Raw genomic sequence first — 25,364 nt, forward strand, 5'->3', positions numbered from 1 at the left:
AATATAGGTAGTGAAAACACTGTAAAAAGAAATGGAGGAGAACGTGGCAACAGAACACATAGATTTTTTTGAATTTAACAATATAATCTTCTCTTTGATTAGAGAGATTTCACATAAAATAGACCTACTATTGACAGAAACAGCAAATAAGCTAGATCTTACTCCCCTACAGATTAAGATTATAATTGCCCTATTTTCAAGCGATCAAGACGTATCCATAGGTAGTCTTGGCAAGACCATAGGCGTAACTGGGGGCAACATCTCAAATATTTGCAAAAAATTAGAGAAAAAGGGCTTTGTTGTTAGAAAAAGAAGCGAAGCTGACGAAAGAGTAGTAAACGTTGAGCTAACTGAAGAAGGAATCAAGGCAAGCCATGTGGTTGGCGAATACTTTGATAAAATCAGAAAAGATTTCCCAGATGATATGGTAGATTTAAACCTTGAAACCATAGTCTCAGAGCTTAGAGAATTAGACGTATTACTTGATAAGTATATATCAAGGAGAAGTATATGAATCAAAAAGGAAAGAAAAATAGACCCTTAATCTATTATTGGATAGGGGCTTTAATAGTATATTTTATTTTTAGTTTCCTCTTTAATCCGATTGCCAAAAACGACGGAGCTAAGGAAGTAAACTACAGTCAATTTGTATCAATGATCGAAAATGATCAGGTAACAGAAGTAAGCAAGGACAATTTAAAATACACCTTCAAGGCTAAGGTAGATGGCAAAGAAAAAACCTACCAAACAGGTCTTTGGGAAGATACAGACCTAACTGAAAGACTCCTTGCAGCCAAAAAAAGAAATGATAAGCTAGAATTTGGCAAAGACATAGAAACAAGGATGAACCCTTACCTAGCAGTCTTCCTCCAAAGTATTCTTCCACTTATCTTTATAATGGTAATCTTCTACTTCGCATCAAGGTCTTTATCAAAGACTATGGGTGGCAGAGGTGGAGCTGATTTCATGAACTTTGGCAAGTCCAATGCCAAGGTCTATATGGAAAATGAAACAGGCAAGACCTTTAAGGATGTGGCAGGCCAGGAAGAGGCCAAGGAAAGCCTAAGCGAAATAGTAGACTTCTTGCACAATCCTAGAAAATACAAGGAAATTGGAGCCAGAGTTCCAAAGGGAGTTCTTTTAGTAGGCCCTCCAGGAACAGGTAAGACCCTCCTTGCCCAAGCAGTAGCAGGTGAGGCCAAGGTACCATTCTTCTCTATATCAGGATCTGAATTTGTAGAGATGTTTGTAGGTATGGGAGCATCTAAGGTAAGAGACTTATTCAAGCAAGCCAAGGAAAAGGCCCCATGTATAGTCTTCATAGATGAGATAGATGCCATAGGTAAAAAGCGTGATGTTTCAGGATATTCAGGCAATGACGAACGTGAACAAACCCTAAACCAACTCCTAAACGAGATGGACGGTTTTGATGCGACAGAGGGAGTAGTATTACTAGCTGCAACCAACAGGCCAGAAATCCTTGACCCAGCCCTAAAAAGACCGGGAAGGTTTGATAGGCAAGTCCAAGTAGAACTTCCAGACCTAAAGGGCCGTGAAGACATCCTAAAAGTCCACGCCAAAAAGATTAAAAAAGAAGAAAACATCGACTACGAAGAAATAGCCAAGAGAACTGCCGGCACATCCGGAGCAGACCTTGCAAATATAGTAAACGAAGGTGCCCTAAGAGCTGTAAGAGAAGGCAGAAATAAGCTAAGCCAAGAGGACCTTGAAGAATCAATCGAAACAGTAATAGCAGGAATGCAAAAGAAAAATGCTGTAATTTCAGATGATCAAAAGAAAATCATAGCCTACCATGAAGTGGGCCATGCTCTAGTAGCAGCCATCCAAACCCACAAGACCCCAGTCACAAAGATAACCATAATCCCAAGAACAGGCGGGGCTCTAGGTTATACCATGACAGTCGATAAGGATGAGAAATATATCATGACCAAGCAAGAGCTATTTGATGAAATAGTAACCCTTGCAGGAGGTAGGTCAGCAGAAGAGTTAATCTTTAACACCAAGACAACAGGTGCCTCAAATGATATAGAAAGAGCTACAGCTATAGCCAGAAACATGGTCACAATCTATGGTATGGATGAAGACTTTGACTTCATGCAACTAGAACAAATTCAAGGCCGCTACCTAGGTGGTCAAAGAGCCATGATAGTATCAAATGGTACAGGCAATAAGATAGATGAAAAGGTAGGAAAAATAATAGCAAATGCTCACATGAGAGCTATAGAAATCCTAAAAGACAACATCGATAAACTCCACGAAATCTCAGACTTCTTATTAAAAGAAGAAACCATCACAGGTGAAGAATTTATGGAAATCCTTGAAGGAAAGAAAAATAAAGAGGTAAGTGAAGAAAAAATCGCAGACAATACCGATGTAGATGTCAAAGACTTAGAAAATTCTAAAGAAAATATAAAAGAAGAAAATCCACAAGAAGGTCCAAAAGAGGATGAAAAAGTGGAAGAAGATAAGGAAAATAAGAGATTTATAGACTTATCAGGCGATGAAGAATAAGAAAAACCGGCCATTTGGTCGGTTTTTTATTGGGTAAATATATTTATAATGATTTATACTTTTTGAAAATTAAAAAGGCCAATAGATTTTTCCCTGCAATTACTTTATTTCCTTATTCGAGATAGGGGAGAAGCTATTAGATTTTTTAGAAAATAATTTTTAAGAAAATATTTCATTAAAAGAGAAATATAGACAAGCAAAAGAGCTGGAATCATCTACCAGCTCTTTTTGCTTGTCCTAATCATTAACCTTGAAAACCAAAGTGTAATTAAGAAAAGCATAGGATGACCATTTTTCATTGGTTACTGGGACTATCTGAACGAGTTCCCAGCCTTCCTTTGCTTTTTCATTGATGATTTCCTTGCACTTTTCAAAGGTGTCTGTTTTTCCTGCCTTAAGGCCGCCCTCAAAAGGGACTTCGATAAATTCGTATCTCATAAGCTGCCTCCTAGTATTTTTATACCCACTTATAGGGATTTTAGGATGTCGTAGGCTTCTTTTAGGGAGATATTTTGATCTTTTGCCAAGGTCTTAGCGGATTCGTATTCTGGATAGGTGAAGATTTTATCTTTATAGCTAACTTGCTTTGCAAGGTAGTCCTTTCCCTTATAAGAGATTTTGATAATTTCCCTATCTAAAACTGTCCTGTCTAGGTCAAATTTCCTTACACCGATGCTTGTGGTTTGGGTAAAGATTATATCTTCTATAGCTTCTTCATCCTCTGCCTTATAAATTACTGATAATTTATAGGCTGGGCGGTTTTTCTTCATAAAGATTGGAGAAAAGTAGCAATCAAGTGCCACTTCCATAATTTTTTCTAAGGTGAATGCTAAAAGCTCTCCACTTTGGTCATCTATATTTGTTTCAAGCAGTTTTACAGTTTTTTTTTATCTATTTCAATTTCCATGACCCTTAGGATATTGGTTGACTTTTCAAAGTCTTTGTTGCCAGCTCCTAGGCCGATTTTTTTGATTTTAAAGCTTGTTGGGGCTTTTTTATAGAAATATTTGACTATGGCAGCTCCAGTTGGAGTGATGTGCTCGCCTTCTTCTCCTATAAAATTAAGATTTATATCTGAATCAGCTAGGATATTTGCCACAGCTGGAACAGGTATTGGCATTGGGCCGTGGGCACACATTTGGTAGCCGGAACCCTCATAGAGGTCTGAGAAGTAAATATTTTCTACTCCCAGGTCATCAAGAAGGATTGCTACTCCTACTATATCTATGATTGAATCAACAGCTCCGACTTCGTGGAAGTGGACCTCTGTTTTATCAATGCCATGGGCCACAGCTTCTGCATCTGCTATTATATCAAAGATACCGAGGGCATTTTTCTTGATATTTTCATTAAGGTCTGAGTCTTCTATGATTTTTCTAATATCTTCTATATTTCTGTGGACATGGCCATGGTGATGGTGGTGGTCATGTGTGTGTTCGTGTTCATGATCGTGATGATGGTGATGATCATGGTCGTGGTCGTGGTGGTGACCTTCTAGGATGACATCAAAATTATAGGCATCTATGCCATTTTTCTTGGATCTCTCAAAGACAAGTTTGTAGCCATCAAGCTTTAGAGATTTGATGCCTTCGACTAATTTTTCCTTGCTAGCTCCTAAATCTAGGAGGGCTCCTATGGTCATGTCTCCTGCTATGCCTGAATACATTTCAAAATAAAGGTCCATTTTAATTTCCTTTCGCTATTAATTTATTTATCTGACAGGCTGCGTAGGCTGCTCCGTAGCCATTGTCTATATTTACAACGCTAACTCCCTCCGCACAAGAATTTATCATGGAAAGAAGGGCAGTGATTCCGCCGAGATTTGCCCCATAGCCAACTGAGGTTGGGACAGCTATGATTGGCTTATCTACAAGGCCTGCAAGGACTGTAGCTAGGGCTGCTTCCATGCCTGCTATGGCTATTATGACATTTGCCTTTTTTATATCTTCTATCTTATCTAGAAGCCTGTGAATGCCTGCAACACCCACATCTGTGTAGGTTTTAACCCTTGCTCCCAAAAATTTTGCTGTAATCTCTGCTTCAAGAAGGACTGGCAAATCGCTTGTGCCTGCACAAACTATGGCAATTTCACCGATTTTTTCTTCTTCCTTACTAAAATCTAGGGAGATAATCCTTGCAAGTTCGTTGTAGGTGACATCATCTACCTTGGCCTTAACTAGGTCAAATTGATCTTTGCTTGCCCTGGTTCCTATTACAGATTCTTTTTTCTTGGCAAAGGCTTCAAAAATTCTTACCAGGCTTTCATCATCTTTTGATGCACAATAGATGGCCTCAGGAAAGCCCCTTCGAGATTTTCTAGAAAAGTCTATCTTGACAGCATCGCCTATATCTTCATAGCCCTTGTCATTTAGGATTTCAAGAGCCTCTTCATCGCTTATTTTGCCTTTTTTTATGTTATCAATTAGTTGTTTCTTATCAATCATAGGCTGTACTTATCCTTTTCTTCCTTGGAGAGATTTATATCCATTGAACCAGACCTAAAACCCTCCATATCAAGGCATACATAGGAATACCCGAGGTCTTTTAGTTTTTTAACAACAAGGTCATATTCCTTAAAGAACTTAGGGAAGTCTGCCTTTTCAATTTCAAGCCTTGCAAGGTCATCGTGGTCCCTTAGTCTAAATTTTTCATAGCCAAGACTTCTTATAAAGCCTTCTGCCGTCTCTAACCTATCTAGCTTTTCTTTTTTGATTTGTGTCCCATAAGGAAATCTAGTTAAAAGACAAGGAGCTGATGGTTTTTTGGCCACCCTAAGGTCAAGCTCTTCTGCAAGGCGTCTGACATCTGCCTTAGAAAAGCCCGCCTGATTTAGGGGACTTATTACCCCCAAATCTCTTAGGGCCATAAGACCTGGCCTATAGACCTTGTGATCGTCTGTATTTGTTCCATCGACAACAGCCCCATAACCTTTCTCTTCCCTTAGCTTTAGGGCCTCGCTAAAGAGGGTTTTCTTGCAATGGTAGCACCTGTCCTTGGCATTGTGGGCGATTTTCTCATTGGTGAGTATGTCAACCTCCCTTATAACTAGGTCTACACCCATTTCTTTGGCTAGCTTTATGGCATTTTCTTCTTCTTCCTTTGTGGTGGACAGGGCCTTAAAAAACATAGCCCTAACATCGTTTTCACTTTCCCTATAAAGGCTTGCAAGTTTCATGATGAGGGCTGAATCAACTCCGCCAGAAAAGGCTAGGATAAATTTATCTTTTAAGAGGTCTTTGATAATTTTTATTAGTTTCTCTTTTTTTTCTATATAATTCATAAGTATCCTTATTAAAAAAATAATTAAGCCATATTTTTTGAAAAAATACAGCTTAATTTATGTAGATAGGTCCACATGGACCTATACATAACAATGTAATCGAGTGTTAACGATAATTGTGATGTATATTCATTGTACTTAAAGCTTAACAAAATGCAATCAACTTGCTTAAGTCTTGATTTGTTTGTGGTATAATAATTTTAGTTAAGATTGAAATATAAAGGAGTTTTTATGAAAAATAACGCAAAAAGATGGATAGCAGTAGGACTTGCAGTCCTTGTCCTAGTTGCTTCTATGTTTATGAAAGACACTAGCGAGGAAAAAGAGGCTAAGGGCCTATCTTACCTTAAAGATTTGGGCAAGTCTCAACTATTTGATCAAGAAGTAATCCAAGGAACAAATCCTAGCCAAAAGATTAGAAAAATTTCCCTAGAAGGGGTAATCCAAGGCGATGACAATAGCCAATTTGTAATCGACCAGCTTAAGGAAGCAGCAGATGACCCAACTACAAAGGGTGTCATCCTTGCTGTAAATTCTCCAGGTGGTTCTGTTTATGTTTCAGAAAAAATCGCCAAGGAAATTAAAAAACTTAAAGAGATGAAAATCCCAGTTTATTCTGTAATGGAAGAGATGGCTGCATCTGGTGGTTATTATATATCTGCCCCTACAGATAGGATATATGCTTCAAATGAGACCCTCACAGGATCAATCGGTGTAATAATGGGTGGTCGTTCCTTCCAAGGACTTTTTGAAAAATATGGAATCAAGGAGCAAAACGTGGTTTCTGGTAAGATGAAGGACACAGGCACCATGGGAAGAGATTTAAATGATGAAGAAAAAGCCTACCTCCAAGGCCTTGTAGATTCAGCCTTCGGTCGCTTTGTAAAAATTGTTTCTGAAGGAAGGAAAATGAGTGAGGCAGATGTTAGAAAGCTTGCCGATGGTAGGGTTTATGACGGAGCTCAAGCTGTAAAAAATGGTCTAGTAGATAAGATTGGCGATATAGATATGGCAATAGATGATATGATTAAGGAAAACAAGCTAGATGACCCACAAGTAGTCGAAAGCTCCTTTGCCAACCTTTCTTTCAGACAACTTTTCCAAAAGGTAGAAGACCTAAAGAAATCTTCTTCTGATCTTGCTATCTTAAAGGAATTAATGGAAGAAAATAGGCAAGCTCCTATGTATATCTACGGGGGAGTCTATGGAAAATAAGAAGATTTATAAGGAAAGAGACTTTGCTTACGCTTATTCATCCTTTGGTATAAGGTTTTTAGCCTATATTATCGATATGATAATCGTATCTGCTCTTTTTACCATAATTAAGTTTTTTATCCCTCTTGGAGAAGATGTAAAATTTATGGGTTTAGGTATTTTAGCAAGCCTTAATATAATCATAAGCCTGGCCTATTTTACAATCACATCCCTAATCACAAGAGGACAATCCCTAGGTAAGATTATAACTGGCCTTAGGGTGGTATCTTTAGATGGTTTTGACCTATCAAATAGTCAAATCTTAATAAGAGAAATTGCAGGAAGATATATCCAAAATAAATTGATTTTCCTATATGCCCTAGCCCTTTTCACACCTAAAAAGCAAACTTTAATCGACCTTTTCACAGACACAGCTGTCGTAAGGGAAGATGCTTATAGGGATTTGTATGCAAAAGAAATTTAGGTAAATTGACTTTTTGGTAAATTTATTATTAATGAAAAGATAAAAATTATAAAAAATAGCACAGAGATAAGCTTTGAAGGCCTTTGTGCTTTTTTTATCTATATTTCACACTAGCCACCATATAAGGTATGATATCTATAGATTTTGAGAAAATACCACTACATCTAGTAGTTAGTTTGGAGATACAATGAAGATAATTAAAAGAGACGGATCAAAGGTTGACTTCGAGATAGAGAAAATCAAAAGAGCCATAGCAAAGGCATTTATCTCGGTAGACTCATCCATAAGTGATGAGAAATTAGACAGCATAGCCCAAAAAATAAGGGATACCATCAAGAAGAAATTCCCAAAAGACCACACAGTCACAGTAGAAGAAGTTCAAGACTTAGTAGAGCTTGGACTTATTGATGAAAACTACTACAGAGAGGTAAAATCTTTTATCCTCTACCGTGCCAAGCACAACATGGATAGAAAAGTAATCTACGATTTTAAGGAATATATAGACGATAAGGACCTAATGGAAATAATTGCCAAGGTTCAAAGAGAATTTGATAGCCAAAGATATCCTATAGAAAGTCTGTATTTTAAATTTGAATCATTCACCAAACCAGACATGAATGAAAAACAAATCCTAGATGCTATAATAAGGGCTGCAAGTGAATTAACAAGCAAGGAAGCCCCAGATTGGGAGATAATTGCAGCAAGATTTTTAGCCTATAAGATGAACCTAGAAATAAAAGAATATGAAGAAAGATACGAGCTTTATGACTTCAAATCAAAGATCAAATTCCTTACAGAAAAGGGTCTTTACGGATCATACATGCTTGAAAATTACACATCTGATCAAATAGATGAATTAGAAGCCTATCTTGATCATAAAAGAGATGACATCTTTACCTACTCAGGCCTAGACCTAGTAAGGAAGAGATATCTAATAAGAAGCCATGATGGCCACCTCATTGAAAATATCCAGGAAATGTTTATGGGTATTGCCATGCACCTAGCCATTCCAGAAAAGGATAAGATTGGCTTTGCCAAAAGACTCTACGATATTCTATCAAGCTTAAAGGCAACCATGGCCACACCTACTATGACCAATGCTAGAAAGCCATTTAATCAGCTTTCATCATGCTTTATAGAGACTGTTCCAGATACACTTAAGGGCATTTACAGGTCTATAACCAACTTTGCCGAAGTCTCTAAACACGGTGGCGGCATGGGCATGTATTTTGGAAAAGTCAGAGCATCAGGCTCAGACATAAGAGGTTTTGAAGGAGTAGCGGGTGGAGTAATCCGCTGGATAAGACTTGCAAATGACACAGCAGTAGCAGTAGACCAACTTGGAGTAAGACAAGGAGCAGTTGCAGTCTATCTAGATATTTGGCACAAGGATATGCCAGAATTTTTAGGACTTAGAACTAACAACGGCGATGACAGGATGAAAGCCCACGACGTCTTCCCAGGAGTTTGCGTGCCAGACCTCTTCTGGAGAGAAGTAAGGGATAATATGGAAGGCGATTGGCATATGTTTGACCCACATGAAGTGGAGAAAAAATATGGCAAGGCCATAGAAGACACCTACGGCGAAGAATTTGAAGAATTTTACCATAAGCTAGTAGCTGACAAGGATATATCAAGAAGAATCATGCCAATCAAAGATATGGTAAGATTACTAATCAAATCTTGGTCAGAAACAGGCACTCCATTTATTTTCAATAGAGACCTAGTAAATAAGGCCAATCCAAACAAGCACGCAGGCATGATTTATTCATCAAACCTCTGCACAGAAATCGCCCAAAACATGAGCCCATCAGAAACCATCTCCCAAGAGATAGTCACAGAAAATGGGGAAAAAGTCATAGTAAATAAGACAAGGCCAGGCGACTTTGTAGAATGTAACCTAGCAAGCCTAACCCTAGGAAAACTTGATGTAAACAATGACCAAGAGCTTGAAGAAACAGTAAGAACAGTAGTAAGGGCCCTAGACAATGTAATAGACCTAAACTACTACCCAACCCCATATGCCCAAGTTACAAACAAAAAATACAGGGCCATAGGCCTAGGCACAAGCGGCTATCACCATATGCTCGTTAAAAACGACATAAGCTGGTCAGATGAAGAAAAACACGCAGCCCTAGCAGATAGGGTCTATGAAGATATAAACTATTATGCCATCAAAGAAAGTGTAGAAATTGCCAAAGAAAAGGAATCATACGAAGTATTTGAAGGCAGCGATTGGCAAAATGGCAACTACTTCACAGATAGAAACTACACAAGCGAAAGATGGCAAAATCTTGCCAAAGAAGTAAGGGAAAATGGCCTAAGAAATGGCTACCTAATGGCAGTAGCTCCAACAGGATCAACATCAATAATCTCAGGCACATCAGCCGGAGTAGACCCAATAATGAGCCGCTACTTCCTAGAGGAAAAAAAGGGAGCCATAGTACCAAGAGTAGCCCCAGGCCTAACAACAAAGACCTTCTGGCTCTATGAAAATGCCCACGATATAGACCAAAACATTTCCATGAGAATGGCAGGAGTAAGACAAAGACACATGGACCAAGCCCAATCTGTCAATATCTATATAACAACAGAATACACCATGAGACAAATCCTAAATATCTACATTACAGCTTGGGAAAGTGGAGTAAAAAGCATCTACTATGTAAGAGGTAAGAGTTTGGAAGTGGAAGAATGTGATACTTGCTCCGCATAGGATTTATCCAAGATAAATATATTTTAGGGGATTATCCCCTAAGACCCTATTTGGGATATGTTTTTTTATGGGAGGGCTCCCAAAAGCCCTCTCTTTTTTTATGCAATATAAATTATTTTTTTTATTATCCAAGATAATATTATTATTTACTTTAATTCTTCGTTACTTTATCACTTAATAAATTATATTTATTTACTATTGAATCTTCGTACCTAGGGGGAACCCAAGGGGGCGGCAGATGCCCCCTCACCGGTTCCCCCTAAGGCCCCCTTACGCTACACCCCCGTCTGCTCCTAAAGCGGAGTGCGAACAGAGAAGATTGCCTAACGGCAATCCTCCCTTTTTAGACAGAATCCTTTGTATTAGCTATCCTTATTCTTACTGATTTTGACATTCCGATGCCTAAAAATCTCAATCTAGCCCAAATGTTTCTTTTATATGCACTCTATATCTTAGTAATTACAGGAATTTAATTTTAACTCGTGCGTCAGGAGATTTTATTAACGGCATCTCCATTTACAAAATCTCCCGACCTTGGGGATATAGTTCTGTATTCTGAGAGAATTATAACGACGAATCAGTTCTAAGGCTCGTTTGCTCTCGCAAACATTGCAATTAGTATGTCTAGAGAAGGTGATCTTAAGATTTACTGAAATAAAATCGTCAATTATTTTAAATCAAGGAAGCGTTAATAAAATTCTGTTGAGCGTAACGAAGTGAAGCGAATCTAAATTTTTAGCTGACGAGATTTGAAATAATAGATTTTGCTCCAGGATGAATTGCAGTCAGGTCTAACAAAGAAGATTGCCAGAGGCAATCTTCAATTTGCCCTCTGCAAGAGTCGCTTGCGGGGTGTAAGTCTCCATGAGCCGACGGGCTTGCCGGGGGTATAAGGGGGAGGGCGATGTGGACCCAATTTGCCTTAGCGGCCGAGAGCGACGAAAGGGTCCTTGGGCCTCCCCTTGGAACGAAGATTCAATAGTAAATATAAATAATTCATAATGAGATTAAGTTACGAAGAGAACAACTTTATAATGCTATTATCTTGGATAGTATAAAAAAGGGTTTTTAGGGGAAAACCCCCTAAAATAATTTATCTTGGTTAAAATAAAAAATAATCTGGTATAATAGTATATAAGCAACAATAACAAATCTTGGATTTTAAAAGGAGTATTTTATGAATAGACGTAAGAAAAAGAATTTTGCTAAGGAAAGTGGAAATGTTTTACTAGCTTTATTTGTTGTAAATTTAATTTCATTATTTATATTGAGTAAACTTATCAGAAGTATCAGTTTTGATAAGACATCTGCCCTTTTTATTACAGCAGGAGTTTTGACTATACTTGAAAAGTTTGTAGAGCCAGTACTTAGATTTTTTGCCTTTCCTATCACAATTTTGACTTTTGGCTTATTTTCCCTTGTGATTTCTGCCTTTGTTTTATCTTTGGCATTTAAATTTGTAGGCGGGGCATATATTAATAGTAGCTTTTTTAGTTTGATTTTTGCAAGCATTGTCTTATCAATTGTTTCATCATTTGTAATGAAGTTATTATCTTAAGGAGGTTATGATGGAAGAAAGTAAGAAGAAAGAAGTTGAAAAACGTGGTATTTTCAACGAAAACGGGGATATAGATCTAGCGAAGAGAAAGATTATCCAAGGTAATACCACAAATCTTAACGATTTTAATAACTTAAAATATACCTGGACAAGCGATTGGTATAGGCAGGCTATGAATAACTTCTGGATTCCTGAGGAGATTAACTTAAGCCAGGATATTAAGGATTATAGGAAGCTTGATCAGTATGAGAAGAGGGCTTTTGATAGGATTTTATCCTTTCTAACCTACCTTGATTCGATCCAAACAGCCAATTTGCCAAACCTACAAACCTATGTTACAGCAAATGAGATTAACCTTTGTTTGTCAATTCAGACCTACCAAGAGTCAATCCACTCCCAATCTTATTCCTATATCCTAGATACAATTTGTTCTCCAGAAGAAAGAACTAGGATTTTATACCTTTGGAAGGAAGATGACCACTTGCTTCGTCGTAATGAGTTTATTGGTGACCAATACAATGAATTCTTGCAAAAAGATAATGAATTCCAATTTGTAAAGGCCCTAATAGCAAATTATATCTTAGAAGGAATCTACTTCTATTCAGGATTCTCCTTCTTCTACAACTTAGGTAGAAATGGCAAGATGCCAGGAACTGTCCAAGAGATTAGATATATAAATAGGGATGAAAATACCCACCTATGGCTCTTTAGGTCCCTTATAAATGACCTTAAGAAGGAAAGACCTGACCTCTTTACAGATGAGGCGGTAGAAATCTACAGGGACATGCTTAAAGAAGGTGTTAGACAAGAAATCGAATGGGGCAAATATGCCATAGGCGATAATATAGCAGGCCTTTCTACAAAGATGATTGAAGATTACATCAAATACCTAGGCAATCTTCGTGCCCTAGGCCTTGGTTTTGAGCCACTTTTTGAAGGTTATAAAGAAATCCCACAAGCAATGAAGTGGGTAGATGAAATCTCAGATCCAAATGCAGTAAAAACTGATTTCTTTGAAGCCAAGGTTACAGCTTATTCCAAATCATCAATTATTGAAGATGACCTTTAAAATAAAAAGAGAAAGTTGCTTTTTTAGCTCTTTCTCTTTTTATTTTATTTAATTGACTGTTTAATCGACTCAGCCATGGATTTAACTAGGGATTCGTTGGCAAGTGGGCCTGCTACTATTAGACTTATATAGGAGTCATTAGTTTTTATTAGGTATTTTTTGCCTGTGAGGGTGTCATTTTGTAGGTAGATTCTGACATCTCCTTCTAGGATATTTTTGTATTTATTTATTTTTCCCATATTTACGATTTGGGCTGGGTAGAGTATTTGGCCTGAGTTTTGGCTATAAGCCTCGTAGATATCACCTGTAATTTTATCTTCTTTTATTATTATTTCTGCTATTACTTCGTTTTTATCCTTGGCTATGAAGGATTTTAGCTTATCATCGTCTTGGTGGAGGTAGAAGTTTTCTGGGATTTTTATTTTTTGTTTTCCTACTAGGATATCTTTTGTGGCAAAGACTGATAGGGCATCCTTGTGGTCTTTGAATGATTTATTTATTTCTAAGGGATCATCTGGAGCATTGTAGGCTGTCATTAGGATATCTGCCATGATAGCTGCTGATGCATTTGACTTACTTGTATCTTCACTTATCACAAAATAGATTAGGCCCCTGTCTCCTTTTATAAAAAAGTGGGTTGATGTTTTATTTGCATCCTTGCTTATAAAATATGCGCTATCAAGGTTTGCCATGCTATTTTTTATAGGCATAGATCTTATTTTTTGGCTTAGATTTTTTTCTTTTATTATTTTGCTAGATAAGTCTATTAGGTCATAATCGTAAAAATCGCTTAAATCTTCAAAAGATATGACTAGATCATAGGCAAGACTTGTTGGAAAGTCTATATAATATATATTATCGTTTTTGAAGATTTGGCCCTTTTCCGGTATCCTAAAAAATAAGTCGGCTAGCTTTACTTCTTTGTTATAATCAAGATTGGCTAAATCTTTTTTGTCATAGGAGTCTAGACCTTTAATATTTGATGGATAATCTATTAGCTTTACTTTTGTGTAGAGAGATTGGTCATAAGAATAAGCTTGTATTTTTGAAAGCGAATAGGCTTCTAAGTTTGGCCTATCTTTGCTTTTACAGCCTACTAAAAGTAAGGCAAAAATAAGTGTTATTAGAGTTTTTTTCATAAAATTTCCTTTTTATTTGTAATATAGCAATTATTTTGTCTAGATTATACCCGTTTTGGGTAAAAATATGATATAATTTAAGTATAAACAGGGGGTGAAATATGACTGATGATATTCTAAGTCAAGTTAAGCTTGCAGAAGAAACTGCGGCAAAAGAGCTTGACGCTGCCAAAGATCAGGCTAGGGAGCTCATTGAAGAGGCAAAAAACCAAGCAAATCTTGCCTATAAAGATGAGATCGCCAAGGCTAAGAAAAAGGCCGAAGAGATTCTAGCTGATGCTAAAAAAGAGGCAGAAAAAAAGAGAGAACCAGTGATAGCAAAAGCAAGAGATGAGTCAAAAAAAATCTTGGATGTAGATAAGGCCAAGGTTGAAGCGACTATCAATACTCTTGTAGAAAGGATAGTAAATAATGGCAATAGTTAAGATGAATAAGTTTAGCTTACTTGCCTTTGAGGAAAAAAGGAGCTTATTACTTGATATTCTTCAAAATTTTAACTATGTGCATTTTAACGATTTAAAAGTAAAAGAAGACGAAACTTATCTAAAAGAGCTTACAAATTCTACTAAGATCCAAGCCTTGGATGAAAAGCTTGATAAATTAGCTTTTGCTATTGAGACTAGCTTAAAATATTCATCTACAGAAGAGAGCAAAGACTTTAAAAGGCTAGATATTGATGAGGTCTATAAGGATTCTGAGAATTTTGATTTCAATCTCATTTACGATAAGCTTATAAAATTAGTTAAAGAAAGAGAAGGGCTAGTTGATAAAAACCAAGCCATAGAGCAGAAAATAGGAGACCTTAATCCATGGAAGGATATAGATATCGATATTAGAAGTCTGTACGATTCTAAGAGAGTCTATGTAGAGACAGGTACTATTTCTAGCCAGTTTTACGATGGCCTAAAGAAGAGCATAGTCGATAAAAACTTTAGCAAATCCCTAATCTATAGGTATTCGGAAGTGGATAAGACTAGCTTTATTGTTGCTATCGCTTCTCTTGATGAGGAAGAAAGATTTAAAGAACTTTTAAGAGAGTACGGATTTTCAAGAATAAGTATTAAGGCAGATGCTTCTGTAAGCAAGAGCCTAAGTGCCCTTAAGAAAGAAGAAGCTAATCTTAAGAGCGAAATTAAGAAAATTGAGGCTGAAATAGGAGAGTTTGATAAATATCTAGAAGATTTCTATTTGTATCAATCATATCTTGTCAATGAAAAGAACAAGGAAGAAGCTACAGAAAACTTCCTTAAGACTTCTCAAATGGATGTTATTGAAGGATACATACCTGAGTCTATGACTGACAGGTTTAAAGCCGACATAGAAAAATCCTTAGATAAAGAATATATCCTAGATATAAAAGATGCTGACAAGGATGATCCAGATGTACCTATTATCCTTGAAAACAACGCAATAGTTGAACCTTACGAATCTGTTGTTGAAACCTATGCCCTACCTAAATATAACGAATTTGACCCATCCTTGCTTGTGGCCATTTTCTATACTATATTTACAGGCTTTATGATTGGAGACTTAGGTTATGGAGCTCTTGGTGTGATTGCAACCCTTGTAATCCTCAAGAAAAAAGACTTGCCAAAATCAACAGAGAAGATGATTAAGCTATTTTTAGGCATATCCTTATCAGCTTGCTGTTTTGGAGTATTATTTGGATCAGTCTTTGGCGGAATTATCGATGTGCCATTTGGCTGGATTGATACCCAAACTGATATCAATACGCTTATTACTATAAGTCTTATCATAGGAGGAGCGGCCCTATTTATCGCTCTTGGAATGAAAGGCTATATGTATATAAGAGATGGCAAACCTATGGATGCCATCTACGATGTTTTGTTTTGGTATATGGCAGTAGGTGGACCAATCTACTATTTCCTAAGCAAAAACAAAATAGGCCTTTACCTCATGGCGGTCGGCATGGTTGGCATAGTCCTATTTGCAGGACGTGATGCTAAATCAATAGGCGGAAGGATTGGTTCCGGGGTCTATGACCTATACGGAATTACCTCTTGGGTAGGAGACTTTGTATCCTTCTTAAGACTTATGGCCCTGGTTTTATCAGGCGGCTTTGTAGCCTATGCGGTAAATGTAATTGTTAAAATGTTATTTGGGGCAGGTATTGGCGGAATTATAGGTGGAATCCTAGTCTTTGTAGTATTCCAACTATTTAATATGTTCCTATCCTACTTGTCAGCCTACGTTCACTCACTAAGACTTATCTATGTAGAGATGTTTGGTAAGTTTTATGAAGGCGGCGGCGTTAAATTTAAAGAAATGTTAGAAGATACTAAAAAAATATTAATTAATAGAGGAGAAAGAAAATGACAGAATTTTTAGTTCAAAACGGTGGAATGGTTTTTGGTGTTCTAGCTATGGCATTAGCAACACTATTATCAGGTATGGGAAGTGCTAAGGGAACAGGCATGGCAGGTGAGGCTGCAGCAGCTCTTACTGTAGAACAACCAGAAAAGTTTGGTAAGGTACTAGTTCTTCAGCTACTACCAGGTACACAAGGTCTTTACGGCTTTGCAATTGCTTTCTTTATCATGGGTAAACTAAGCCCAGATATGACCTTTGCAGACGGCCTATATTTTTTAATGGCAGCACTTCCAGTAGCTATAGTAGGTTACTTCTCAGCTGTAAAACAATCAAAGGTAGCTATAGCAGGTATCAATATCCTAGCTAAAAACGAACCAGAATTCGTTAAGGGTATGATCTACTCAGTAATGGTTGAGCTTTACGCAATCTTAGGATTTGTTATTTCCCTACTACTTGTAATGAGAGCATAATATTAGGATAAGATTATGACTAATCTTGATTTAATATTAGAATCAATAAGGAAAAAAGGCGAAGAGGAAAAAAATCAGATATTAAAGGCTGCTGAAGGCGAAGCTAAGGAAATTAGGGAAAAATCTGAAGCAGAAGTAAAAGTTGAGGTAGATAAGATTATAGATAATGCCAAAAAAGAAGCTAAGCAAATTTTGGCCAATGAAGAGCTTTCAGCATCAAGAAATGCCCGTGATATAAAAATCACAGCCAAAAACGAGCTCATAAATTCTATAATCGAAAGGCTCATAGAAGAGCTTAAAGGCCTAGATAATCATTCTTACAAGAAGTTTGTCCTAAATAGACTTAAGGAATTCCCAGGCAAGAAGGCAGATATCATCTTAAGGGATGGAACCTTCTTTGACTCAGAAGACCTAAAAGGACTAAATGTTTCATATGAAACAGTCGATGATGGTTTCATAATAAAAGATGGGGATGTTATCTATGACAATAGCTTTTCATCAATAATCGACTATAACAAGGATGAAATTAAGAAAATAATATCTGGTATTTTTGAAGAAAGGTAATTATGAAAAGAGATGACTTCATAGGAGCTTCTATATCAACTAGAATATATGAAGATGATCTAGTAAAGGATTTTTATAGGCTAAATGAATTAGACTCCCTAAGCGAGATAATGAATGCCCTATCAGATTCATCCTATGGTAGATATATCCAAGAATTAAGAAGGCCAGAAGAATATGAAGAAATCCTAAGCAAGGAACTGGTAAGGGTGTATGACAAAATCGAAGATATAACCCCAGATAAAAATCTGACAGACTATCTAAGAGAAAAGTACAACTTCCACAATTTAAAAGTCCTTGCCAAGGAAATTATCCAAGATGAAGATTATAAGTATTCCCCAATGGGCAATATAGATGTAGACTATCTTAAAAGACAAATTTTAAAGACAGACGAAAAAGATATCTTTGAAGATGATGAAGAAAACATCTATCTTACCTATCTAAAAAGAGCCATAGATGCTTATGAGGATAGGAAAGACCCAGCCATGATAGACATATCCCTAGATAAGTCTTATTATGAAAGAGAGCTTGATATAGCAAATGCCACTGGCATGGATTCACTTATAAACTACACAAAGGAAGCCATTGACCTTATAAATGTCAAAACCCTACTAAGGGTAAGAGATTTAGACCAACTAGGTGATTGCCTAATAGATGGCGGCTTTATAGACAAGGACAGGTTTCTTGAAATGTATAAGCTTGATATGACAGGACTTTTGATAAAAATGTCCAATGATAAGATTTATCCATATCTAGCTAGGGCCCTTGACAATGATAAGGGAGAGGTTGAAAATCTCCTAAATCTAGAAAAGGCAATAGATGATCACTTTATGGACTTTGCAAAGGCCAGCAAGGCTGTAACCTATGGCCCAGAAGTTCTACTTGCCTATCTAATCAGCAAGGAGCAAGAAATCAAAAACCTAAGGATAATCTTTATATCTAAGCTAAATGGCCTTTCAAAAGAATTCACAAAAGATAGATTGAGAGAAGCTTATGTATAAAATAGCAGTAATAGGCGATAAGGATTCGATACTAGCCTTTAAGGCCATAGGTATCGAGGTTTTTACAGCCATAGACAAAGACGATGCAAGTAAACTTGTAAAAAAATTAGCAGGGGATAATTATGGAGTAATCTTCATAACAGAAGCCTTTGCCAAGGACATACAAGAAACAATAGATAAATACAGAGAAGCTCTAAGGCCAGCCATTATCCTAATCCCATCTAATAAGGGATCTTTAGGTCTAGGCCTTGCCGATATCAACCGTTCAGTTGAGAAGGCAGTTGGAGCAAACATTCTAAATTAAAGGAGCTTAATTTGAATATAGGTAAAATTACTAAAGTATCTGGACCACTAATAGAGGCATCAGGCCTATCTGATGCTAATATCTATGACGTGGTAGAGGTATCAAAAGATAAGCTCATCGGCGAAATAATTGAGATGAGGGGAGATGTAGCAAGTATTCAAGTTTATGAAGAGACAACCGGTATAGGACCTGGCGATGAAGTTAGGTCAACAGGTAGGCCTCTATCAGTAGAGCTTGGACCAGGCATGCTTGAAAGAATGTATGATGGTATCCAAAGACCACTAGAAAAACTTGAAGAGCTTGCAGGAAATTTCCTAACAAGAGGGGTAACTTCCCCAGGACTAGATAGGGACAAAGTTTGGGAATTTAAGGCTCTTTTAGAAAAGGGCGCAGAAGTTGTTCCAGGTGATATACTAGGAGAAGTAGAAGAAACAACAGTTATCACCCACAAGATTATGGTTCCAAACGGAATAAAAGGAAGATTAAAAGAGATTAAATCTGGAGAATTTAAGGTAGCTGACACCATTGCTGTTGTAGAAACAGAAGATGGGGATAAAGAGCTAAATATGATCCAATATTGGCCAGTAAGAAAGGCTCGTCCTATCAAAAGAAAGATAGACCCAAATGAGCCACTTATCACAGGTCAAAGGGTAATAGATACCTTCTTCCCAGTAGCCAAGGGCGGTACAGCTGCAATCCCAGGACCATTTGGTTCAGGTAAGACTGTAGTCCAACACCAGATAGCAAAATATGCTGATGCTGACATAGTAATCTATGTAGGTTGTGGTGAACGTGGAAACGAGATGACAGACGTACTTAACGAATTCCCAGAGCTAATCGATCCAAAAACTGGCGAATCAATCATGAAACGTACAGTTCTTATAGCAAATACATCAAACATGCCAGTAGCAGCCAGAGAGGCATCAATTTATACAGGTATAACCCTAGCTGAATACTTCAGAGACATGGGCTATAACGTAGCTATGATGGCAGATTCTACAAGCCGTTGGGCAGAGGCCCTTCGTGAGATGAGTGGTCGTCTAGAAGAGATGCCTGGTGATGAAGGTTATCCAGCTTATCTAGCAAGTAGGGTTGCAGAATTTTACGAAAGAGCTGGTAAGGTAGAAGTTTTAGGAAATAGAGATGATATCGGTACACTTTCAGTAATAGGAGCCGTCTCTCCTCCAGGTGGAGACTTATCAGAACCAGTAACCCAAGCTACCCTACGTATAGTAAAGGTATTCTGGGGCCTAGATTATGACCTATCCTACCAAAGACACTTCCCAGCTATCAACTGGTTAAACTCATATTCACTCTACCAAGACAAGATGGATAAGTTTATAGACAAGGCAGTTGACCAAGATTTCTCAACCCACAGAAAACGTGCAATGAGCCTACTCCAACAAGAATCAGGCCTTTTAGAGGTAGTAAGACTTGTAGGTCGTGATGCCCTATCAGATGATGATAAGCTTAAACTAAATGTAACCAAATCTATCAGAGAAGACTACTTACAACAAAATGCCTTCCACGATATAGACACCTACTGTTCACTAGATAAACAGGATAAGATGCTTGGCACAATCCTCTATAACTATGATAAGTCCCTAGAGGCACTAGGAGCAGGAGTAGAGTTAAAAGATATAGAAAATCTAGAAGTAGTAGAAGCAATCACCAGACTAAAACTAGTAAGTGAAGATGACAAGGCTAGATTTGACCAAATAAAAGAAGAAATAGACAAACAAATCGGCGAACTAATTAAGAGGGAGGCAAAAGATGCTTAAGGAATATAAAACCGTAACAGAAGTAGTTGGCCCTCTTATGCTCGTAGAAGGAGTAGAGGGAGTCGATAACGAAGAGCTTGTTGATATCAAGCTTCAAAATGGCGAACACCGCAGAGGTAGGGTAATAGAAATAGAAAAAGACCGTGCCATGGTTCAGCTATTTGAAGGATCAACAGGTATCAACCTAAAATCAACCTCAGTAAGATTTTTGGGTAGGCCACTAGAGCTTGCAGTAAGCGAGGACATGATTGGTCGTGCCTTCAATGGTCTAGGTGAAGCCATAGATGATGGTCCAGAAATCATTCCTGAAGAAAAAAGAGATGTAAATGGTACAGCCATCAACCCTGTATCAAGGGACTACCCATCAGAATTTATCCAAACAGGTATATCAACAATCGATGGACTAAACACCCTAGTTCGTGGCCAAAAGCTACCAATATTTTCTGGAAACGGTCTGCCACACAATCAAGTAGCAGCTCAAATTGCCAGACAAGCAAGGGTACTCGGAGATGACGAAGGCTTTGCCGTAGTCTTTGCAGCCATAGGTATCACCTTTGAAGAAGCACAATTTTTCATGGATGACTTCAAAAAGACAGGGGCAATCGACCGTTCAGTACTCTTTATGAACCTAGCAGATGACCCAGCCATAGAGCGTCTATCAACACCAAAAATGGCCCTAACCTGTGCTGAATACCTAGCTTTCGAAAAGGATATGCAAGTACTAGTAATCATGACAGACATGACAAACTACGCAGAAGCCCTTCGTGAAGTATCAGCAGCTAGAAAAGAAGTACCAGGTCGTCGTGGTTACCCAGGTTACCTATATACAGACCTTTCAACAATCTATGAGAGAGCTGGAAAACTTCGTGGAAAACCAGGAACAATTACCCAAATTCCAATCCTATCCATGCCAGAAGATGATATAACCCACCCAATCCCAGACCTAACAGGCTACATCACAGAAGGACAGATAATCCTAGATAGGAGCCTATATAACCAAGGAGCCCAACCACCAGTATCAATCCTACCATCCCTATCAAGACTTAAAGATAAGGGTATAGGCAAGGGCAAAACTAGAGAAGACCACGCAGATACCATGAACCAAATCTACGCAGCCTACGCCTCAGGTGTAGATGCTCGTGAGCTTCAAAAAATCCTAGGTGACTCAGCCCTATCAGATGCAGACCTTGCCTTTGCAGAATTTGCCAAGGCCTTTGAGGAAAAATACATCAATCAAGGTTACTACACAAATAGGACCATAGAAGAAACCCTAAACTTGGGTTGGGAATTATTAAAGATAATACCAAAATCAGAACTTAAGAGAATTGATGATGCCCTTATTGAAAAATACATGGATTAGGAGCATAAAATGGCAAGAATAAAAGTAACTCCAACAAGGATGAACCTAAACACCCTTAAGGATAGGCTTGCCACTGCCAAAAGAGGCTACAAGCTATTAAAAGATAAGCAAGATGAGCTAATGAGACAATTCCTAGAACTAATCAGGAAAAACAAGACCCTAAGAGAAGAAGTTGAAAAAGAATTATCAGATTCCTTCGCCTCATTCCTTATGGCCTCAGCCTTCATGAGCCCAGAAGTCCTCGAAGAAGCAGTAAGCTTCCCAACACAAAAGGTAGGCATTGACATAAAAACAGCCAATGTCATGAGTGTTAGGATTCCTAAGATGGAGTTTAAAGTAGAAAAAAACGAAAACGCAAGCGATTTGCCATATGGTTATGCTACAACAAGTGCAGGTCTAGATGAGGCCCTACTAAAGCTAAACCATGTCACAGATAGACTTCTAAGCCTAGCCGAGCTAGAGAAGACAACCCAGCTAATGGCTGATGAAATAGAATCAACCAGAAGAAGGGTAAACGCCCTAGAATATAGGACAATCCCAGACTTAGAAGAAACAATCAAATATATCAGATCAAAACTAGAAGAAAACGAAAGAGCAACCATCTCTCGTTTGATGAAGGTAAAAGATATAATTTCAGAATAAAGATAAGAAACTCCCCGGTCTGGGGAGTTTTAAATTTGTTTAAAATTTAAATGATTTTTAGCAAATTCCTTTATAATAAATTTTTAGTCAGTATAATATAAGTCGTGACCTTAAATTTATGAGAGGAAAGAAATGAAAAAGAACAAATTATCCATAGTATTCCTAAGCTTAGTTGGGATATTATCAATATATATAGCAAATACCCATCCAGAAACTTTCGCAAGCCCCTGGGCCCTAATGCCACCTATCGTGGCAATCCTTATGGCCCTAATTACAAAGGAGGTTTATTCTTCCTTGTTTATAGGCCTTGTAATCGGGGCTATTCTTGCAAGTGGTGGTTCGATTGGAAAATTTTTAGACAATGTAATAGTAGAAGGCTTCATAAATGCCATACAGGATAATGGGGGAATCTTTATCTTCCTTATTTCCTTAGGAGTTATGGTAAGTTTAATCAATGAATCAGGAGGGTCTAAGGCCTTTGGCAAGTGGGCCCATTCTAAGATAAAATCTAGGAAGCAAGCCCAAATTTCAACCTATTTCCTATCAGCCATGCTCTTTATAGATGATTATTTTAATTGCCTAACCACAGGCTCAGTCATGAAGCCAATCACAGATTCCTACAAGATTTCAAGGGCAAAGCTAGCCTATATAATAGATGCGACAGCAGCTCCAATATGCATGATAGCACCTATTTCATCCTGGGCAGCGGCTGTATCAGGCTATGCAGAGGGGACAGGCCTTTCTGGCATAGAGATGTTTATAAGGGCCATTCCCTTCAATTTCTATTCGCTTTTAACCCTAGTTTTCGTAGCGACCATAATTCTTACAGAAAATGACTATGGCCCAATGAAAGAATTTGAACAAAGGGCAAAAGAAAGCGGAGAGCTTGGGATAAATAGCAAAAAACAAATAGAAACTAGTGATGATGGGATAGAAGGTAGAGTTAGAGACTTGGTCTTCCCAATTATAATCCTAATCATATCCTGCATCAGCAGCCTAATCTATGTGGGTGGATTTTTTGATAAGGCAAGCCCTTATTACATGGACTTTGTAAATGCCTTTGCCAACACCGATTCCCAGGTAGCCCTAGCAACAGGATCAGTCATTGCCCTAATAATTTCTATGATATTTTTAAATTTGAGTGGCAGGATTAGCTTTGAAAGGTCTATGGAGCTCCTTCCAGAGGGCTTTTCATCTATGACATCAGCCATCCTTATTTTAAGCCTTGCCACAAGCCTTAAAAATATTTCTAATGACCTTCTAGGCTCTGCAGCCTTTGTTGGAAATGTCATGACAAATGTGGCAGGAAGTTTAAATAATTTCCTACCTGCGGTTATCTTTGTGGTAGCCATAGCCCTAGCTTTTGCCACAGGCACAAGTTGGGGAACCTTTGGTATCCTTATACCAATAGTCGCATCCATGTTTGATCCGACCAATCCCTTATTTTTCATAGGCATATCAGCCTGCCTATCGGGAGCGGTATGCGGAGATCACATCTCTCCAATATCAGATACAACCATCATGTCATCAGCAGGGGCAGGAGCTAACCACATCGACCATGTCAAAACCCAACTTCCTTATGGATTAACAGTAGCAGCCATAGCCTTTATATCCTATATAATAGCAGGCTTTAGCAAAAGTGCGACTATTTCCCTTGCCTTCGGGATAATAGCTATAATGGTCCTAATGTTTCTAATGAAAAAGATAAAGCGAGCCTAGGCTTGCTTTTTTAGTGGGTGAAACTTTGACAGCTAAGGCCTAAATCCATATAGTCATAGAGATTAAGGAGAGAAAATGGATTATATTTATAAATTTGATACCGACAATGGTTTTGAAAAAACCGACATAGATAGTTTTTATGATGTAATAGAAGATGAAGATTTTTATCTGATGTATCTGGGCAAGGATTCCTTCATAGACTTCGCTAAGACCTATGACATAGATACAGCAATCATCGACTTGCTTTTGACAGATTCATCCAAGAAATCCTACATGGCAGTAGAAGATAAGTACACCTTCGCCATACTAGAGATGCTTGATATAAGAGGCAATCTAGATGCATCTGACCTTATAGGATTTTATATAGAAAATAACAGGCTAATAATTGTAGACCTCTACGATAGGGATAAGTCATCAGCCAGGGCTTTTAAGAAAATCTTGACCAAGAAATTTTCAGCCAGGTCTCCAGGAAGAATCTTAAAACACTTCATAACAGCCCTGATAGAAAATCATAACTCAATCTTTGACCAAATCAAAAACTCAACAGCCTCCATAGAAGATGGGATAAATAAGAACAAAAAGCCAAAAAATTCTATAGAGATGATTTCAGATAATAGGCATAAGGCCTTAAATCTCTACACATCTTACGAAAGACTCCTGGATACAATTGAAGTCTTAGTAGAAAATGAAAACGACATTTTTGATAACGATGACATCAAACACTTAAAGAGCGTATCCTTTAGGGTAGACAGGTACTCATCAAACATATCCTATCTTTCAGATTATATAACAAATGTAAAAGACTCCTACGCCTCAAAAATGGACCTAACCATGAATAACACCATGAAAGTCCTAACAGTAGTAACAACAATCTTCACCCCAATAACAATACTTACAGGCTGGTACGGGATGAACTTTGAAAACATGCCAGAACTAAACTGGGAACACGGCTACCTATATGTGATAGTCTTGTCATTATTTTCACTTCTAGTTGGGACCTTATTATTTAGGAGGTTGGACAAATAATATGGGATTTAGGGGGCTTCCCCCTAAATATCCCCTTTTTTTTATTACTTAATTTTTTAATGAATTATTGTTATTTATTATTTTTCTTCGTAATCATATTTTTTATTAAATTTTGATTATTTACTATTGAATCTTCGTTCCAAGGGGAGGCCCAAGGGACCTTCCGCATGGTCTGTAGGACTCCCCAAAAGTTGTAG

At 37.7% G+C, this 25,364-nt stretch carries 24 protein-coding genes; 18 read left to right on the forward strand and 6 right to left on the reverse strand.

The genetic code is table 11. From position 1 onward, the window contains the following. Window positions 1-43 precede the first annotated feature (43 nt). Together ACCQ42_RS07100 and ftsH are read left to right on the forward strand one after the other, a co-directional pair. A complete protein-coding gene (locus tag ACCQ42_RS07100; RefSeq protein WP_410035775.1) occupies window positions 44-514 on the forward strand; it encodes a MarR family winged helix-turn-helix transcriptional regulator in 471 nt (156 codons plus the stop codon). Then, entirely contained in the window at window positions 511-2,532 is a 2,022-nt protein-coding gene (gene ftsH / locus ACCQ42_RS07105) for an ATP-dependent zinc metalloprotease FtsH (protein WP_265237365.1), read from the forward strand. Before ACCQ42_RS07100 ends, ftsH begins: the two co-directional genes overlap by 4 nt. A gap of 237 nt (window positions 2,533-2,769) precedes the next feature. Here the strand turns inward: ftsH and ACCQ42_RS07110 are convergent, their stop codons facing one another. Genes ACCQ42_RS07110 through larE form a run of 5 tightly spaced genes read right to left on the reverse strand, consistent with a single transcriptional unit; the run spans window position 2,770 to window position 5,812 of the window. Then, the gene (locus ACCQ42_RS07110; protein ID WP_106461271.1) at window positions 2,770-2,970 is read right to left on the reverse strand and encodes a DUF4177 domain-containing protein; all 201 of its coding nucleotides are present in this window, start codon (window positions 2,968-2,970) and stop codon (window positions 2,770-2,772) included. 29 nt (window positions 2,971-2,999) lie between these two features. Beyond that, window positions 3,000-3,404, reverse strand: a complete 405-nt coding sequence (larC2, locus tag ACCQ42_RS07115) for a nickel pincer cofactor biosynthesis protein LarC2 (RefSeq protein WP_321160848.1) — start codon at window positions 3,402-3,404, stop codon at window positions 3,000-3,002. Window positions 3,405-3,406: 2 nt separating this feature from the next. Then, entirely contained in the window at window positions 3,407-4,216 is an 810-nt protein-coding gene (larC, locus tag ACCQ42_RS07120) for a nickel pincer cofactor biosynthesis protein LarC (RefSeq protein ID WP_410035776.1), read from the reverse strand. Window position 4,217: 1 nt separating this feature from the next. Continuing rightward, window positions 4,218-4,976 (reverse strand): nickel pincer cofactor biosynthesis protein LarB, encoded by a 759-nt coding sequence (gene larB / locus ACCQ42_RS07125; RefSeq protein WP_410035777.1) that lies wholly within the window; start codon window positions 4,974-4,976, stop codon window positions 4,218-4,220. Then, entirely contained in the window at window positions 4,973-5,812 is an 840-nt protein-coding gene (larE, locus tag ACCQ42_RS07130) for an ATP-dependent sacrificial sulfur transferase LarE (RefSeq protein WP_410035778.1), read from the reverse strand. The genes larB and larE overlap by 4 nt, the downstream gene beginning before the upstream one ends. 231 nt (window positions 5,813-6,043) lie before the next feature. Between larE and sppA the strand changes: the two genes are divergently transcribed. The 5 genes from sppA to ACCQ42_RS07155 all read left to right on the forward strand — a co-directional run bounded on the left by sppA (window position 6,044) and on the right by ACCQ42_RS07155 (window position 12,833). Continuing rightward, window positions 6,044-7,027: a signal peptide peptidase SppA gene (gene sppA, locus ACCQ42_RS07135; protein ID WP_410035779.1), complete on the forward strand. Its 984-nt coding sequence runs from the start codon at window positions 6,044-6,046 to the stop codon at window positions 7,025-7,027. Beyond that, window positions 7,017-7,490: an RDD family protein gene (locus ACCQ42_RS07140; protein WP_311531042.1), complete on the forward strand. Its 474-nt coding sequence runs from the start codon at window positions 7,017-7,019 to the stop codon at window positions 7,488-7,490. The genes sppA and ACCQ42_RS07140 overlap by 11 nt, the downstream gene beginning before the upstream one ends. A gap of 187 nt (window positions 7,491-7,677) precedes the next feature. Continuing rightward, entirely contained in the window at window positions 7,678-10,206 is a 2,529-nt protein-coding gene (locus ACCQ42_RS07145; protein WP_410035780.1) for a ribonucleoside-diphosphate reductase subunit alpha, read from the forward strand. A 1,177-nt stretch (window positions 10,207-11,383) separates the two neighbouring features. Then, a complete protein-coding gene (locus ACCQ42_RS07150; RefSeq protein WP_106461834.1) occupies window positions 11,384-11,764 on the forward strand; it encodes a phage holin family protein in 381 nt (126 codons plus the stop codon). A gap of 10 nt (window positions 11,765-11,774) precedes the next feature. Beyond that, window positions 11,775-12,833 carry a ribonucleotide-diphosphate reductase subunit beta gene (locus tag ACCQ42_RS07155; protein WP_106461833.1) on the forward strand — a complete coding sequence of 353 codons (1,059 nt, stop codon included), beginning with the start codon at window positions 11,775-11,777 and terminating at the stop codon, window positions 12,831-12,833. A 44-nt stretch (window positions 12,834-12,877) separates the two neighbouring features. Here the strand turns inward: ACCQ42_RS07155 and ACCQ42_RS07160 are convergent, their stop codons facing one another. Next, complete coding sequence (locus ACCQ42_RS07160; protein WP_410035781.1) at window positions 12,878-13,972, reverse strand: putative periplasmic lipoprotein; 1,095 nt, start codon at window positions 13,970-13,972, stop codon at window positions 12,878-12,880. A gap of 101 nt (window positions 13,973-14,073) precedes the next feature. On the opposite strand from ACCQ42_RS07160, the gene ACCQ42_RS07165 reads away from it, so the two are divergent. The 11 genes from ACCQ42_RS07165 to ACCQ42_RS07215 all read left to right on the forward strand — a co-directional run bounded on the left by ACCQ42_RS07165 (window position 14,074) and on the right by ACCQ42_RS07215 (window position 25,167). Continuing rightward, the gene (locus ACCQ42_RS07165) at window positions 14,074-14,397 is read left to right on the forward strand and encodes a V-type ATP synthase subunit H (RefSeq protein WP_106461279.1); all 324 of its coding nucleotides are present in this window, start codon (window positions 14,074-14,076) and stop codon (window positions 14,395-14,397) included. Then, window positions 14,384-16,309, forward strand: coding sequence for a V-type ATP synthase subunit I (locus ACCQ42_RS07170; protein ID WP_410035782.1), 1,926 nt, complete (start codon window positions 14,384-14,386; stop codon window positions 16,307-16,309). The genes ACCQ42_RS07165 and ACCQ42_RS07170 overlap by 14 nt, the downstream gene beginning before the upstream one ends. After that, window positions 16,306-16,773 (forward strand): V-type ATP synthase subunit K, encoded by a 468-nt coding sequence (locus ACCQ42_RS07175; RefSeq protein ID WP_265215126.1) that lies wholly within the window; start codon window positions 16,306-16,308, stop codon window positions 16,771-16,773. Before ACCQ42_RS07170 ends, ACCQ42_RS07175 begins: the two co-directional genes overlap by 4 nt. 15 nt (window positions 16,774-16,788) lie before the next feature. Next, window positions 16,789-17,337: a V-type ATP synthase subunit E gene (locus ACCQ42_RS07180; protein WP_265238445.1), complete on the forward strand. Its 549-nt coding sequence runs from the start codon at window positions 16,789-16,791 to the stop codon at window positions 17,335-17,337. Window positions 17,338-17,339: 2 nt separating this feature from the next. Continuing rightward, window positions 17,340-18,335 (forward strand): V-type ATPase subunit, encoded by a 996-nt coding sequence (locus ACCQ42_RS07185; RefSeq protein WP_265215130.1) that lies wholly within the window; start codon window positions 17,340-17,342, stop codon window positions 18,333-18,335. Then, entirely contained in the window at window positions 18,328-18,639 is a 312-nt protein-coding gene (locus ACCQ42_RS07190) for a V-type ATP synthase subunit F (protein WP_106461284.1), read from the forward strand. The genes ACCQ42_RS07185 and ACCQ42_RS07190 overlap by 8 nt, the downstream gene beginning before the upstream one ends. Window positions 18,640-18,650: 11 nt before the next feature. Next, window positions 18,651-20,420, forward strand: a complete 1,770-nt coding sequence (locus ACCQ42_RS07195; RefSeq protein ID WP_410035783.1) for a V-type ATP synthase subunit A — start codon at window positions 18,651-18,653, stop codon at window positions 20,418-20,420. Then, a complete protein-coding gene (locus ACCQ42_RS07200) occupies window positions 20,413-21,780 on the forward strand; it encodes a V-type ATP synthase subunit B (RefSeq protein WP_106461286.1) in 1,368 nt (455 codons plus the stop codon). The genes ACCQ42_RS07195 and ACCQ42_RS07200 overlap by 8 nt, the downstream gene beginning before the upstream one ends. Window positions 21,781-21,789: 9 nt before the next feature. Further along, a complete protein-coding gene (locus ACCQ42_RS07205) occupies window positions 21,790-22,422 on the forward strand; it encodes a V-type ATP synthase subunit D (RefSeq protein ID WP_410035784.1) in 633 nt (210 codons plus the stop codon). 132 nt (window positions 22,423-22,554) lie between these two features. Next, window positions 22,555-24,141, forward strand: a complete 1,587-nt coding sequence (locus tag ACCQ42_RS07210) for a Na+/H+ antiporter NhaC family protein (protein WP_410035785.1) — start codon at window positions 22,555-22,557, stop codon at window positions 24,139-24,141. Between the two features lie 75 nt (window positions 24,142-24,216). Beyond that, window positions 24,217-25,167, forward strand: coding sequence for a magnesium transporter CorA family protein (locus tag ACCQ42_RS07215; RefSeq protein WP_410035786.1), 951 nt, complete (start codon window positions 24,217-24,219; stop codon window positions 25,165-25,167). Window positions 25,168-25,364 lie beyond the last annotated feature (197 nt).

Source organism: Anaerococcus kampingae (genome assembly GCF_046365475.1).
Taxonomy (GTDB): Bacteria; Bacillota; Clostridia; order Tissierellales; family Peptoniphilaceae; genus Anaerococcus; species Anaerococcus kampingae.

What these genes read in the sequence shown, in the direction of transcription:
- ftsH (WP_265237365.1), top strand. Translation starts at nt 511, where the DNA reads ATGAATCAAAAAGGAAAGAAAAATAGACCCTTAATCTATTATTGGATA.
- ACCQ42_RS07110 (WP_106461271.1), bottom strand. Translation starts at nt 2,970, where the DNA reads ATGAGATACGAATTTATCGAAGTCCCTTTTGAGGGCGGCCTTAAGGCA.
- larC (WP_410035776.1), bottom strand. Translation starts at nt 4,216, where the DNA reads ATGGACCTTTATTTTGAAATGTATTCAGGCATAGCAGGAGACATGACC.
- larB (WP_410035777.1), bottom strand. Translation starts at nt 4,976, where the DNA reads ATGATTGATAAGAAACAACTAATTGATAACATAAAAAAAGGCAAAATA.
- larE (WP_410035778.1), bottom strand. Translation starts at nt 5,812, where the DNA reads ATGAATTATATAGAAAAAAAAGAGAAACTAATAAAAATTATCAAAGAC.
- sppA (WP_410035779.1), top strand. Translation starts at nt 6,044, where the DNA reads ATGAAAAATAACGCAAAAAGATGGATAGCAGTAGGACTTGCAGTCCTT.
- ACCQ42_RS07140 (WP_311531042.1), top strand. Translation starts at nt 7,017, where the DNA reads ATGGAAAATAAGAAGATTTATAAGGAAAGAGACTTTGCTTACGCTTAT.
- ACCQ42_RS07145 (WP_410035780.1), top strand. Translation starts at nt 7,678, where the DNA reads ATGAAGATAATTAAAAGAGACGGATCAAAGGTTGACTTCGAGATAGAG.
- ACCQ42_RS07150 (WP_106461834.1), top strand. Translation starts at nt 11,384, where the DNA reads ATGAATAGACGTAAGAAAAAGAATTTTGCTAAGGAAAGTGGAAATGTT.
- ACCQ42_RS07155 (WP_106461833.1), top strand. Translation starts at nt 11,775, where the DNA reads ATGGAAGAAAGTAAGAAGAAAGAAGTTGAAAAACGTGGTATTTTCAAC.
- ACCQ42_RS07160 (WP_410035781.1), bottom strand. Translation starts at nt 13,972, where the DNA reads ATGAAAAAAACTCTAATAACACTTATTTTTGCCTTACTTTTAGTAGGC.
- ACCQ42_RS07165 (WP_106461279.1), top strand. Translation starts at nt 14,074, where the DNA reads ATGACTGATGATATTCTAAGTCAAGTTAAGCTTGCAGAAGAAACTGCG.
- ACCQ42_RS07170 (WP_410035782.1), top strand. Translation starts at nt 14,384, where the DNA reads ATGGCAATAGTTAAGATGAATAAGTTTAGCTTACTTGCCTTTGAGGAA.
- ACCQ42_RS07175 (WP_265215126.1), top strand. Translation starts at nt 16,306, where the DNA reads ATGACAGAATTTTTAGTTCAAAACGGTGGAATGGTTTTTGGTGTTCTA.
- ACCQ42_RS07180 (WP_265238445.1), top strand. Translation starts at nt 16,789, where the DNA reads ATGACTAATCTTGATTTAATATTAGAATCAATAAGGAAAAAAGGCGAA.
- ACCQ42_RS07185 (WP_265215130.1), top strand. Translation starts at nt 17,340, where the DNA reads ATGAAAAGAGATGACTTCATAGGAGCTTCTATATCAACTAGAATATAT.
- ACCQ42_RS07190 (WP_106461284.1), top strand. Translation starts at nt 18,328, where the DNA reads ATGTATAAAATAGCAGTAATAGGCGATAAGGATTCGATACTAGCCTTT.
- ACCQ42_RS07200 (WP_106461286.1), top strand. Translation starts at nt 20,413, where the DNA reads ATGCTTAAGGAATATAAAACCGTAACAGAAGTAGTTGGCCCTCTTATG.
- ACCQ42_RS07205 (WP_410035784.1), top strand. Translation starts at nt 21,790, where the DNA reads ATGGCAAGAATAAAAGTAACTCCAACAAGGATGAACCTAAACACCCTT.
- ACCQ42_RS07210 (WP_410035785.1), top strand. Translation starts at nt 22,555, where the DNA reads ATGAAAAAGAACAAATTATCCATAGTATTCCTAAGCTTAGTTGGGATA.
- ACCQ42_RS07215 (WP_410035786.1), top strand. Translation starts at nt 24,217, where the DNA reads ATGGATTATATTTATAAATTTGATACCGACAATGGTTTTGAAAAAACC.